The sequence below is a fragment of the Citrobacter sp. HN-141 genome, assembly GCF_033341895.1.
Lineage (GTDB): Bacteria > Pseudomonadota > Gammaproteobacteria > Enterobacterales > Enterobacteriaceae > Citrobacter.
Map to the genome: position 1 here is coordinate 1 of NZ_JAWPBF010000019.1, position 12,762 is coordinate 12,762.

Below are 12,762 nucleotides of genomic sequence, written 5' to 3' on the forward strand. Positions count from 1 at the left end.
TAGTTCAGTTGGTTAGAATACCTGCCTGTCACGCAGGGGGTCGCGGGTTCGAGTCCCGTCCGTTCCGCCACTTATTAGAAAATTAAGCCTGCTACTAAGCAGGCTTAATGATAAGAAAATTTAGGGGCGTAGCTCAGTTGGTAGAGCACCGGTCTCCAAAACCGGGTGTCGCGAGTTCGAGTCTCTCCGCCCCTGCCAGAAACAATCCTTAGCATTTTTGCTAAGGATTTTTTTTTACCTGAACATTATGTTCGAGATCTTCCAGTTCATTGTTTCCCGGCATCCTTGCCAGCGTTTTCGTTAATCTTCCAAAATATTTGTTTTCAGCAGTTCGCGAATAAGTGCGTGTTTGTCGCTATTTTGCAGCCATACCGCATATAACGGACGTGAAAGCGTCGTACTGTCGGTAACCGTGTGAAGATCGCTTTTGGTTCTGGCCCAGCTGACGGGAAGCCAACTAAATCCTTTAATTACAGAAAGTTGCTGTCTTGCCAGTTCTGCAGAACTGGTCGTAAGTACCGGCACTTCATCTCCTGCAATCAATCCCGCTTCATGCTGCTGAAAATCCGGTCCCCATTCCAGGCGTAGGTAATTCAGTTCATCTTTGGTTTGCGAAGGGGTACTGCAATAAAGCGCCAGCGTGAAATATCCCAACAGTTGGCTGCTAAATTCGTCCATTTTTGGGGTTTCGGTCGTAATTAACAGATCCAGCTGTCGCTCATGGAGCTGCTTTACCAGCGACTGGCGCTGAGCGATTCGCGCTTCAAACTGCAGGCTGGATTGTGGCTCCTGAGATTGGTACAAACGCCGCAACCAGTCATTGAGCATGCATTCCCAAAGGGATGCACTGGCACCGATCGAAAACTCGTTGTGCCGTGAGGTATTCGCGACCTCCTTACGTGCTGCTTGCCACGTATTCATCAGCGTTTCTGCGTAAGGCAATAATTTTTCACCTGCAGCGGTCAAACGAATATTGTTTCTGTGTCGGGTGAACAGGTTCACACCCAGTTGATTTTCCAGTTGTCTGATCCGAAAACTCACCGCCGACTGGGTCAGGTAGAGCGCTTCAGCAGCCCTGCCAAAGTGGCGTGTCCGGCTAACTTCCAGGAAAGTTTTTAACAATTCCGTATCCACAACGCGCTCCATAAAATTATTTGTCGTGATGATTTAAATCTTTTGTTTGACGCTCTGTCAAGCGTAACTAATACTCCGCGCCATAAATAGCTCGGCCAAAGAATTAGGAGCGTGCAGGATGGCGGAAAGCTTTACGACGACTAATCGATATTTCGACAATAAATATTACCCCCGCGGATTCTCCCGTCATGGTGATTTCACCATTAAAGAGGCACAGCTGCTTGAGCGTCATGGCTATGCCTTCAACGAGCTGGATCTGGGCAAACGTGAGCCAGTAACTGAAGAAGAAAAATTGTTTGTTGCGGTGTGCCGTGGTGAACGCGAACCGGTTACTGAAGCTGAACGTGTGTGGTCCAAGTACATGACGCGGATTAAACGTCCGAAACGTTTCCACACTCTGTCTGGCGGGAAACCTCAGGTAGAAGGTGCGGAAGATTACACCGAATCTGATGATTAATAAAAAAAGGGCGTAAGCCCTTTTTTTATGCCTGTAATTTCTGCAGGTGAATTAATAACCTGTCTATCGCCCGATAAGCAACGGCCTCCTGCAAGTGCTGGCGGGTGATATGGTCGCACTGTTCAATATCCGCAATGGTACGTGCAACTTTTATCAGGCGTAGCCAGGCGCGGATGGACAATCCAAGACGAGCTAACGTGTCCTCAAGCCAGTGCGCATCATCACTGCGAAGCATGCAAAATTTATGTATATCCTGACTGTCCAGATGCGCATTTAACTTATTTTGCCGCTGGTACTGACGTTCCCGGGCTGCCAGAACGCGTTGTTTTACCGTAGCGCTGTCTTCTCCTTTCACCGCGTTCTGGCTGAGTATGCCGGGGGGTGGCAAGGGGATTTCGAGGGAGAGATCAAAGCGGTCAAGAAAAGGTCCTGATAGTCGATTAAGATAACGCAGCGTCTGTTCTGAACTGCAGCGGTTATGGTTTCCCTGGTAATGGCCCGTTGGGCTAGGATTCATAGCAGCAATCAGTTGAAAACGCGCTGGGTAGGTTATTTTAGCCCGCGTGCGGGACAAATGGATCTGTCCGGACTCAATAGGCTCACGTAGTGCATCCAGCGTGCGTCGCTCAAACTCAGGTAATTCATCCAGAAATAATATACCGTTATGCGCCAGGGAGATCTCTCCCGGGGCGGGAATAGAACCACCCCCCACCATTGCGGTTAGTGAAGCACTGTGATGGGGAGAACGAAAAGGGCGTTGCTTCCACTGTTTTTGAATCGTATCGGAATTGACCAGACTGAGGATCGCTGCACTTTCCAGCGCCTCATCGTTGCTAAGTGGAGGAAGCAATCCTCTGAGGCGACTGGCCAGCATGGTCTTGCCCGTACCAGGTGGGCCGATAAACAGGAGGTTGTGACCACCAGCGGCGGTGATCTCCAGCCCTCGTTTACCCTGTTCCTGACCGATGACATCACTGAGATCCTCTGGTGAAGGTGCGGCGGTAAAGTCTGCAGATTGCGGTTTGTCTAAATCATGTTTTCCTTCCAGGAATGCGCATACCGCCTGCAGGTGATCGGCAATCAGGCACCCTTCACCGTGTATTAGGCCAACCTCTGCGGCATTCTCTTTAGCGACAATGATGCGCCGGCCTGCTCGAATCGCTTCGGTTGCGCTTGATATAGCGCCTGGAACGCCGCGTAAAGCGCCTGTAAGCGCTAATTCGCCTACCAGCTCATAGGTATCGAGATTATGGGTTGTAAGCTGCTCAGAAGCGACCAGAAGCGCAACAGCGATAGGCAAATCATATCGTCCCCCTTCTTTGGGGAGGTCAGCCGGAGCCAGGTTGATGGTTATCTTCCTGGCCGGGAATTTATACCCGCTATTAATAATTGCGCTGCGTACCCGATCGCGAGCCTCTTTCACCGTCGTTTCAGGTAACCCCACCATGGTTAAACCAGGCAGGCCATTGCTGATATGTACCTCGATGGTAATGGCTGGTGCATTCACGCCGAGTGCGGCGCGTGTGTGAACAATCGATAGTGACATAACCCCTCCAGGTGGGAACATTATGTCGCAATAGATATCGGCAAGATTCTGCATAATTGATGTTTTTAGATGCTTATTCCTGTGTTTTTGTGTAATCAGGAATTGCTTGCGCCATGTCTGGAATCTCGCTCGCAAATGCGTATGAGTGTGCCGAGGAAAGGGATCGCAGGTTGTGCTGATGCGCTGAAACGTGAAATATTTTCATTTTATATTTTTTGTATAAAAAACAACGGTATTTATCTAAACCGTTAACGGCGTCAGAAAAATGAAAACAAAAATATCTTGTGCTATTCGCAAATTCTATGGTAACTCTTTAGGTATTCCTTCGAACAAGATGCAAGAAAATACAAAAATGACAGCCCTTCTACGAGTGATTAGCCTGGTCGTGATTAGCGTGGTGGTGATTATTATCCCACCGTGCGGGGCTGCACTTGGACGAGGAAAGGCTTAGAAAACAAGCCTTAACGAACTAAGACCCCCGCACCGAAAGGTTCGGGGGTTTTTTTTGACCTTAAAAACAGACACGAGGAACAGAAAGTGAACGGTAGCATAAAATTCTGTTTCTCAAGATTTACGGCGGGGATGTAACTATGAATGGGGCTCAGTGGGTGGTACATGCGTTGCGTGCACAAGGGGTTAAAACCGTTTTCGGTTATCCTGGTGGCGCAATTATGCCGGTTTACGATGCGTTGTATGACGGCGGCGTAGAACACCTGTTGTGCCGTCATGAGCAGGGCGCGGCGATGGCGGCTATTGGCTATGCCCGCTCTACAGGTAAAACCGGTGTATGCATCGCCACTTCCGGTCCGGGTGCTACCAACCTGATTACGGGTCTTGCTGATGCGCTGTTAGATTCTGTTCCTGTTGTGGCCATCACCGGCCAGGTTGCTGCACCATTCATCGGAACCGATGCGTTTCAGGAAGTGGACGTGCTGGGTATGTCGCTGTCCTGCACCAAACATAGCTTCCTGGTCCAGTCACTGGAGGAGTTGCCGCGCATTATGGCGGAAGCTTTCAACGTGGCGAACTCCGGCCGTCCGGGGCCTGTTCTGGTTGATATCCCGAAAGATATCCAGTTAGCCAGCGGTACGCTGGAACCGTATTTCACGACCGTAGAAGATGCGGCCGCATTCCCTCATGCTGACGTTGAGCAGGCGCGTAACATGCTGGCGCAGGCGCAAAAACCGATTCTGTACGTAGGTGGCGGCGTTGGTATGGCGCAGGCGGTTCCTGCCCTGCGTGAATTTATCGCGCTGACCCAATTACCGGTCGCTTGTACGCTGAAAGGTCTGGGCGCAGTTGACGCTGATTATCCGTATTACCTGGGAATGCTGGGGATGCACGGAACCAAGGCCGCGAATTTTGCGGTGCAGGAATGCGACTTACTGATCGCTGTCGGGGCACGTTTTGATGACCGGGTGACTGGCAAGCTGAACACCTTCGCTCCGAATGCCAGCGTGATCCACATGGATATCGATCCGGCTGAGATGAACAAACTGCGTCAGGCGCACGTAGCGTTACAGGGCGATTTAAATACGCTGTTACCGGCATTACAACAACCCCTGAACGTTGACGCCTGGCGTCAGCACAGTGCAGAACTGCGCGCAGAGCATACCTGGCGCTATGACCATCCGGGTGAGGCCATCTATGCGCCGTTGTTGTTAAAACAACTGTCGGACCGTAAACCTGCGGATAGCGTTGTTACAACGGATGTTGGCCAGCATCAGATGTGGTCTGCACAGCATATGACCTACACCCGCCCGGAAAATTTCATCACCTCCAGCGGGCTGGGAACGATGGGCTTTGGTTTACCCGCCGCGGTTGGCGCGCAGGTAGCTCGCCCGAATGATACGGTAATCTGTATCTCCGGTGACGGTTCCTTCATGATGAATGTACAGGAGCTGGGCACCGTAAAGCGCAAGCAATTGCCGTTGAAGATCGTCTTACTCGACAACCAACGGTTAGGCATGGTGCGACAATGGCAGCAGTTGTTTTTTCAGGAACGTTATAGCGAAACCACCCTTACCGATAACCCCGATTTCCTCATGTTGGCCAGCGCATTCGGCATCCCAGGTCAACATATCACCCGTAAAGACCAGGTTGAAGCGGCCCTCGACACGATGCTGAACAGTGAGGGGCCATACCTGCTTCATGTCTCAATCGACGAACTTGAGAATGTCTGGCCTCTGGTACCGCCAGGTGCCAGCAACTCAGAAATGCTGGAGAAATTATCATGATGCAACATCAGGTCGCCGTTGAGGCTCGTTTCAATCCGGAAACGTTAGAACGTGTTTTACGCGTGGTACGCCATCGTGGTTTTCAGGTGTGTTCCATGAATATGGAAGCCGCCAGCGATGCGCAGAATATAAATATCGAATTGACCGTTGCCAGCCCCCGGTCGGTCGACTTACTGTTTAGTCAGTTAAGTAAACTGGTAGATGTTGCACACGTTGCTATCTGCCAGAGCACAACCACATCACAACAAATCCGCGCCTGAGCGCAAAAGGAAGAAAAATGACGACGAAAAAAGCTGATTACATTTGGTCTAATGGCGAGATGATTCGTTGGGAAGACGCGAAGGTTCACGTGATGTCCCACGCGCTGCATTACGGTACTTCGGTATTTGAAGGCATCCGTTGCTATGACTCTCACAAAGGGCCGGTGGTGTTCCGTCATCGCGAGCACATGCAGCGTCTGCGTGATTCAGCCAAGATCTATCGTTTTCCGGTATCTCAGAGCGTTGATGAACTGATGGAAGCGTGCCGCGCGGTGATCCGCAAAAACAATCTGACCAGCGCCTATATCCGTCCGCTGGTTTTTGTTGGCGATGTAGGTATGGGCGTTAACCCGCCAGCGGGATACACCACTGACGTGATTATCGCCGCGTTCCCGTGGGGCGCTTACCTTGGTGCAGAAGCGCTGGAGCAAGGGATTGATGCCATGGTTTCTTCCTGGAACCGCGTTGCGCCGAACACCATCCCTACCGCGGCTAAAGCGGGTGGTAACTATCTGTCTTCGCTGCTGGTGGGTAGCGAAGCGCGTCGTCATGGTTATCAGGAAGGTATTGCGCTGGACGTGAATGGCTACATCTCCGAAGGTGCCGGTGAAAACCTGTTTGAAGTTAAAGACGGCATTCTGTTTACCCCGCCGTTTACCTCTTCCGCGCTGCCAGGCATCACCCGTGATGCGATCATTAAGCTGGCGAAAGATCTCGATATCGAGGTGCGTGAGCAGGTACTTTCCCGTGAATCGCTGTACCTGGCCGACGAAGTGTTCATGTCCGGTACTGCGGCCGAAATCACCCCAGTACGCAGCGTCGATGGTATCCAGGTGGGCGAAGGCCGCTGCGGTCCGGTCACCAAACGCATCCAGCAGGCCTTCTTTGGTCTCTTCACCGGTGAAACGGAAGATAAATACGGCTGGTTGGATCAGGTTAATCAATAAACATAAATTTGGGACGGCACGCACCGTCCCAATTATTAGACAGACGGGAGTTAATCAAGCATGCCTAAGTATCGTTCTGCTACCACCACCCACGGCCGCAATATGGCGGGTGCCCGCGCACTGTGGCGCGCCACCGGGATGACCGATGATGACTTCGGTAAACCGATTATCGCTGTGGTGAACTCCTTTACCCAGTTCGTGCCGGGGCACGTCCACCTGCGCGATCTCGGTAAGCTGGTTGCCGAACAAATCGAAGCCTCAGGCGGCGTGGCGAAAGAGTTCAACACCATTGCTGTGGATGATGGTATCGCCATGGGGCACGGTGGCATGCTGTATTCACTGCCGTCGCGCGAGCTGATTGCCGATTCGGTCGAGTACATGGTTAACGCCCACTGTGCCGATGCGATGGTCTGCATCTCCAACTGCGACAAAATCACCCCCGGGATGTTAATGGCCTCTTTGCGCCTGAATATTCCGGTGATCTTTGTTTCCGGCGGTCCGATGGAAGCCGGGAAAACCAAGCTCTCTGACCAAATCATCAAGCTCGACCTGGTTGATGCGATGATTCAGGGCGCGGACCCGAAAGTCTCCGACTCACAAAGCGAACAGGTTGAGCGTTCCGCCTGTCCGACTTGCGGCTCCTGCTCGGGGATGTTCACCGCGAACTCGATGAACTGTCTGACCGAAGCGCTGGGCCTGTCGCAGCCGGGTAATGGTTCGTTGCTGGCGACCCACGCTGACCGTAAGCAGCTGTTCCTCAATGCCGGTTCGCGTATCGTCGAGCTGACCAAACGCTATTATGAGCAGGATGACGCTTCCGCGCTGCCGCGCAATATTGCCAACAAAGCGGCGTTTGAAAACGCCATGACCCTGGATATTGCGATGGGCGGCTCCACCAACACCGTTCTGCACCTGCTGGCGGCCGCGCAGGAAGCGGAAATCGACTTCACGATGAGTGACATCGACAAGCTGTCCCGCAAAGTACCGCAACTGTGTAAAGTGGCGCCGAGCACGCAGAAATACCATATGGAAGACGTACACCGCGCAGGCGGCGTTCTGGGCATTTTAGGTGAACTGGATCGCGCCGAATTACTGAACCGCGACGTGAAAAACGTGCTGGGTCTGACGCTGCCGCAAACGCTCGATCGGTATGACGTGATGCTGACCAAAGATGACGCAGTGAAAAAGATGTTCCGCGCCGGCCCAGCGGGTATCCGTACCACCCAGGCATTCTCGCAGGATTGCCGTTGGGATACGCTGGATGACGATCGCGCCGAAGGTTGTATCCGCTCGCTGGAACACGCCTACAGCAAAGACGGCGGCCTGGCTGTGTTGTACGGTAACTTCGCGGAAAACGGCTGCATCGTGAAAACCGCAGGCGTGGATGACAGTATCCTGAAATTCACCGGCCCGGCAAAAGTGTATGAAAGCCAGGACGATGCGGTTGAGGCTATTCTTGGCGGCAAAGTGGTTGCCGGCGACGTGGTGGTTATTCGCTACGAAGGGCCGAAAGGCGGACCAGGGATGCAGGAAATGCTTTACCCAACCACCTTTCTGAAATCAATGGGTCTGGGCAAGGCCTGTGCGCTGATAACAGATGGCCGTTTCTCTGGCGGTACTTCGGGCCTCTCTATCGGTCACGTTTCACCGGAAGCGGCCAGCGGCGGTAATATCGCGATTATCGAAGATGGTGACATGATTGCCATAGATATCCCGAGTCGTGGCATTCAACTGCAACTGAGTGATGCGGAAATCGCTGCGCGCCGTGAAGCGCAGGAAGCACGCGGTGACAAAGCCTGGACACCAAAAGATCGTCAGCGTCAGGTCTCCTTTGCCCTGCGCGCCTATGCCAGCTTGGCAACCAGCGCCGACAAAGGTGCGGTGCGCGATAAATCGAAACTGGGGGGTTAAGACGATGGCGGATTCACAACCCCTGTCCGGCACGCCGGAAGGTGCTGAATATCTCAGAGCGGTACTGCGTGCGCCGGTGTACGAAGCGGCGCAGGTCACACCGCTACAAAAAATGGACAAGCTCTCTTCGCGCCTCGATAACGTCATTCTGGTGAAACGCGAAGACCGACAGCCCGTGCACAGTTTCAAGCTGCGCGGAGCCTATGCCATGATGGCGGGACTGACTGAAGCGCAGAAAGCGCATGGCGTAATCACTGCATCAGCAGGAAACCATGCCCAGGGCGTGGCGTTCTCCTCTGCGCGTTTAGGTGTGAAAGCGCTGATTGTCATGCCGACGGCTACCGCTGATATCAAAGTCGATGCCGTGCGCGGTTTCGGTGGCGAAGTATTGCTGCACGGGGCGAACTTTGATGAAGCCAAAGCCAAAGCAATTGAGCTGTCGCAACAGCAGGGCTTTACCTGGGTCCCGCCGTTCGATCACCCGATGGTGATTGCCGGGCAAGGTACGCTGGCGCTGGAGTTACTGCAGCAGGATGCCCATCTTGATCGCGTTTTTGTACCGGTCGGCGGCGGTGGTCTGGCCGCCGGTGTCGCAGTGCTGATCAAACAACTGATGCCACAAATCAAAGTGATTGCCGTGGAAGCTGAAGATTCTGCCTGCCTGAAAGCGGCGCTGGAGGCCGGTCATCCGGTGGATCTCCCGCGCGTCGGTCTTTTTGCTGAAGGCGTAGCGGTCAAACGCATTGGTGATGAAACCTTCCGTCTGTGCCAGGAGTATCTCGATGACATTATCACCGTCGATAGCGATGCTATTTGCGCGGCGATGAAAGACCTGTTTGAAGATGTGCGAGCCGTGGCTGAGCCATCGGGCGCGCTGGCGCTGGCGGGAATGAAAAAATACATCGCCCAGCACAATATTCGCGGTGAACGGCTGGCGCATGTGCTTTCTGGGGCCAACGTTAATTTCCACGGCCTGCGCTACGTTTCTGAACGCTGCGAGTTGGGGGAACAACGTGAAGCATTGCTGGCAGTGACCATCCCGGAAGAGAAGGGCAGCTTCCTGAAATTCTGCCAATTGCTGGGTGGGCGCTCGGTTACCGAGTTTAACTATCGTTTTGCCGATGCCAAAGACGCTTGTATTTTTGTCGGGGTACGTCTGAGTCGCGGTCTGGAAGAGCGTAAGGAAATCCTCCAGTTGCTCAACGAGGGGGGCTACAGTGTGGTGGACCTTTCCGACGATGAAATGGCAAAACTGCACGTGCGCTATATGGTCGGTGGACGTCCGTCAAAACCCTTGCAGGAGCGGCTGTTCAGCTTCGAATTCCCGGAATCGCCGGGGGCGCTGCTGAAGTTTCTGCATACGCTGGGGACCCACTGGAATATTTCATTGTTCCACTATCGCAGTCATGGAACTGACTACGGCCGTGTTCTGGCGGCGTTTGAATTGGGCGAGCACGAGCCGGATTTTGAAACACGACTAAATGAGCTGGGCTACGACTGCCATGATGAGAGTCATAACCCTGCGTTCAGGTTTTTTCTGGCAGGGTAGGCCGGAGAAGGCGCTTGTGCCGCCATCCGGCATTAGTGCCCTGGTAGCAAGCTCCAGAACGCATCAATCAGCGGCTCATGCAGCCGCTTTTTTTGTGCGCAAACGCCCAGCTCAAACGGCGTTTTCTCGTCGCTACGTTCTAAAATCATCACGCGGTTGCGCACCGGTTCAGGGCTATTTTCCAGCACCACTTCCGGCAGCAGCGCCACACCGCAGCCCAGTGCCACCATTGAGACCATCGCTTCATGACCGCCGACCGTGGCGTAAATTGAGGGATTGCTGATTTTATGACGGCGGAACCACAGCTCAATGCGGCGGCGAACCGGGCCCTGGTCAGCCATGATAAAGGGTACCGTTGACCAGTCGGGGTCATCAACGGAAACCTGATTGCGCACCGGGCAAGGCAGTGCCGGGGCGATCAGTACCACAGCCAGATTCTCCAGCATGGAAAAGGCCACCGCGCCCGGCAGCGTTTCGGGCTTCCCGGCGATAGCCAGATCCGCTTCTCCCGTCACCACTTTTTCCATTGCATCGGCAGCATCGCCGGTGGTGAGCTTAATCTCCACCGACGGGTGTTCGGCGCGAAAGCGGTCAAGAATTGGCGGCAGATGGCTATATGCGGCGGTCACCGAACAAAAGATATGCAGCTCACCTGACAGCGACGGCCCTTGCTGATCAATGGTATGGCGTAATTGCTGATACTGCAGCAGCGTCTGCTGGGCAAAAACGCGCAGCTCTTCGCCCGCTTCGGTGAGTGTGACCGTGCGGTTATCACGGACAAATAGCGCCTGACCAAGATCCTCTTCCAGGCGCTGAATCTGCCGGGAAAGCGTAGAAGGACTGACGTGCATGGCCCGTGCGCTGCGGCCAAAGTGGCGGCTTTCCGCCAGATGCAGGAAGGTTTTCAGATCGCGTAAATCCACAGACCAGTCTCCGGTTTTCTACGTTGCATAAATTGCAATGTGACGTTGTGAATATATCAATTTCCGCAATAAATTTCCTGTTGTAATGTGGGTTCATTCTCGCTGAAACGCGAACCGAACAATAAGACACACAACATCACGGAGTACACCATCATGGCTAACTACTTTAATACACTGAATCTGCGTCAGCAGCTGGCTCAGCTGGGCAAATGTCGCTTCATGGGCCGCGAAGAATTCGCCGACGGCGCAAGCTACCTTCAGGGTAAAAAAGTGGTCATCGTCGGCTGTGGCGCTCAGGGTCTGAACCAGGGCCTGAACATGCGTGACTCCGGTCTGGATATCTCCTACGCCCTGCGTAAAGAAGCGATTGCTGAGAAACGTGCTTCATGGCGTAAAGCGACCGAAAACGGCTTCAAAGTGGGTACCTACGAAGAGCTGATCCCGCAGGCGGATCTGGTGGTTAACCTGACGCCAGACAAACAGCACTCCGATGTTGTACGTTCCGTACAGCCGCTGATGAAAGACGGTGCGGCGCTGGGCTACTCCCACGGCTTCAACATCGTCGAAGTCGGCGAGCAGATCCGTAAAGACATCACTGTTGTGATGGTGGCGCCGAAGTGCCCGGGTACTGAAGTGCGTGAAGAGTACAAACGTGGTTTCGGCGTACCAACCCTGATTGCGGTTCACCCGGAAAACGATCCGAAAGGCGAAGGCATGGCCATCGCTAAAGCCTGGGCTGCGGCAACCGGCGGTCATCGTGCTGGCGTACTGGAATCCTCCTTCGTGGCAGAAGTGAAATCTGACCTGATGGGCGAGCAGACTATCCTGTGCGGAATGCTGCAGGCGGGCTCTCTGCTGTGCTTCGACAAGCTGGTGGAAGAAGGTACCGACCCGGCTTACGCAGAAAAACTGATTCAGTTCGGCTGGGAAACCATCACCGAAGCGCTGAAGCAGGGCGGCATCACCCTGATGATGGACCGTTTGTCTAACCCGGCAAAACTGCGTGCTTATGCGCTGTCAGAACAGCTGAAAGCGATCATGGCGCCGCTGTTCCAGAAACACATGGATGACATCATCTCCGGTGAATTCTCTTCCGGCATGATGGCTGACTGGGCTAACGACGATAAGAAACTGCTGACCTGGCGTGAAGAGACCGGTAAAACCGCGTTCGAAACCGCACCGCAGTTTGAAGGTAAAATCGGCGAGCAGGAATACTTCGATAAAGGTGTTCTGATGATTGCGATGGTGAAAGCGGGCGTTGAGCTGGCGTTCGAAACCATGGTCGATTCCGGCATCATCGAAGAGTCTGCTTACTACGAATCACTGCACGAACTGCCGCTGATCGCCAACACCATCGCCCGTAAGCGCCTGTACGAAATGAACGTGGTTATCTCCGACACCGCAGAATACGGTAACTACCTGTTCTCTTACGCTTGCGTACCGCTGCTGAAAGAGTTTATGACTACCCTGCAGACTGGCGATCTGGGCAAAGCAATTGCTGAAGGCGCGGTAGACAATGCCCAGCTGCGCGACGTGAACGAAGCTATTCGCGGCCACGCTATCGAGCAGGTTGGTAAGAAACTGCGCGGCTACATGACCGATATGAAGCGTATCGCAGTAGCAGGCTAATAAAAGCTCGTTATCATCCGGCCCGGTCAGCGCCTCGCTACCGGGCCGTTTTTTTATCTGCGTTTGACGGGATCGCTCGCTCCGCTCTTATCATCTAAATTCATCTTTTTATCATGTAGATAGCTTTTATTTGTACAGATGATCATTTCTGGGATTGCTCATATCTATC

11 protein-coding genes and 1 tRNA gene are annotated in these 12,762 nt (G+C 53.5%); 9 read left to right on the forward strand and 3 right to left on the reverse strand.

Features of this window, described 5'->3' with window-relative positions; all coding sequences use genetic code 11:
• Positions 1-122 precede the first annotated feature (122 nt).
• A tRNA-Trp gene (locus RYZ59_RS20010) sits at positions 123-198 on the forward strand.
• 102 nt (positions 199-300) lie between these two features.
• Here RYZ59_RS20010 and hdfR read toward each other — a convergent pair.
• Positions 301-1,146: an HTH-type transcriptional regulator HdfR gene (gene hdfR, locus RYZ59_RS20015; RefSeq protein ID WP_318050328.1), complete on the reverse strand. Its 846-nt coding sequence runs from the start codon at positions 1,144-1,146 to the stop codon at positions 301-303.
• Positions 1,147-1,252: 106 nt separating this feature from the next.
• On the opposite strand from hdfR, the gene maoP reads away from it, so the two are divergent.
• Positions 1,253-1,591: a macrodomain Ori organization protein MaoP gene (gene maoP, locus RYZ59_RS20020; protein WP_003018025.1), complete on the forward strand. Its 339-nt coding sequence runs from the start codon at positions 1,253-1,255 to the stop codon at positions 1,589-1,591.
• A gap of 25 nt (positions 1,592-1,616) precedes the next feature.
• On the opposite strand, the gene RYZ59_RS20025 is transcribed toward maoP, so the two are convergent.
• A complete protein-coding gene (locus tag RYZ59_RS20025; RefSeq protein ID WP_318050327.1) occupies positions 1,617-3,137 on the reverse strand; it encodes a YifB family Mg chelatase-like AAA ATPase in 1,521 nt (506 codons plus the stop codon).
• A 352-nt stretch (positions 3,138-3,489) separates the two neighbouring features.
• Here RYZ59_RS20025 and ilvL point away from each other — a divergent pair, with 352 nt between their 5' ends.
• The 6 genes from ilvL to ilvA all read left to right on the forward strand — a co-directional run bounded on the left by ilvL (position 3,490) and on the right by ilvA (position 10,041).
• On the forward strand, positions 3,490-3,588 hold the full coding sequence (ilvL, locus tag RYZ59_RS20030) for an ilv operon leader peptide (protein ID WP_001311244.1): 99 nt from the start codon (positions 3,490-3,492) through the stop codon (positions 3,586-3,588).
• 139 nt (positions 3,589-3,727) lie between these two features.
• Complete coding sequence (ilvG, locus tag RYZ59_RS20035; RefSeq protein ID WP_137383193.1) at positions 3,728-5,374, forward strand: acetolactate synthase 2 catalytic subunit; 1,647 nt, start codon at positions 3,728-3,730, stop codon at positions 5,372-5,374.
• A complete protein-coding gene (ilvM, locus tag RYZ59_RS20040; RefSeq protein WP_003018017.1) occupies positions 5,371-5,634 on the forward strand; it encodes an acetolactate synthase 2 small subunit in 264 nt (87 codons plus the stop codon). The genes ilvG and ilvM overlap by 4 nt, the downstream gene beginning before the upstream one ends.
• A gap of 17 nt (positions 5,635-5,651) precedes the next feature.
• Positions 5,652-6,581, forward strand: a complete 930-nt coding sequence (locus tag RYZ59_RS20045) for a branched-chain amino acid transaminase (protein ID WP_061066908.1) — start codon at positions 5,652-5,654, stop codon at positions 6,579-6,581.
• A gap of 60 nt (positions 6,582-6,641) precedes the next feature.
• Positions 6,642-8,492, forward strand: coding sequence for a dihydroxy-acid dehydratase (ilvD, locus tag RYZ59_RS20050; RefSeq protein WP_318050326.1), 1,851 nt, complete (start codon positions 6,642-6,644; stop codon positions 8,490-8,492).
• A 4-nt stretch (positions 8,493-8,496) separates the two neighbouring features.
• A complete protein-coding gene (gene ilvA / locus RYZ59_RS20055; RefSeq protein ID WP_318050325.1) occupies positions 8,497-10,041 on the forward strand; it encodes a threonine ammonia-lyase, biosynthetic in 1,545 nt (514 codons plus the stop codon).
• Between the two features lie 32 nt (positions 10,042-10,073).
• Here the strand turns inward: ilvA and ilvY are convergent, their stop codons facing one another.
• A complete protein-coding gene (gene ilvY / locus RYZ59_RS20060; RefSeq protein ID WP_202037324.1) occupies positions 10,074-10,964 on the reverse strand; it encodes an HTH-type transcriptional activator IlvY in 891 nt (296 codons plus the stop codon).
• Between the two features lie 153 nt (positions 10,965-11,117).
• Between ilvY and ilvC the strand changes: the two genes are divergently transcribed.
• The gene (ilvC, locus tag RYZ59_RS20065) at positions 11,118-12,593 is read left to right on the forward strand and encodes a ketol-acid reductoisomerase (protein WP_137383188.1); all 1,476 of its coding nucleotides are present in this window, start codon (positions 11,118-11,120) and stop codon (positions 12,591-12,593) included.
• Positions 12,594-12,762 lie beyond the last annotated feature (169 nt).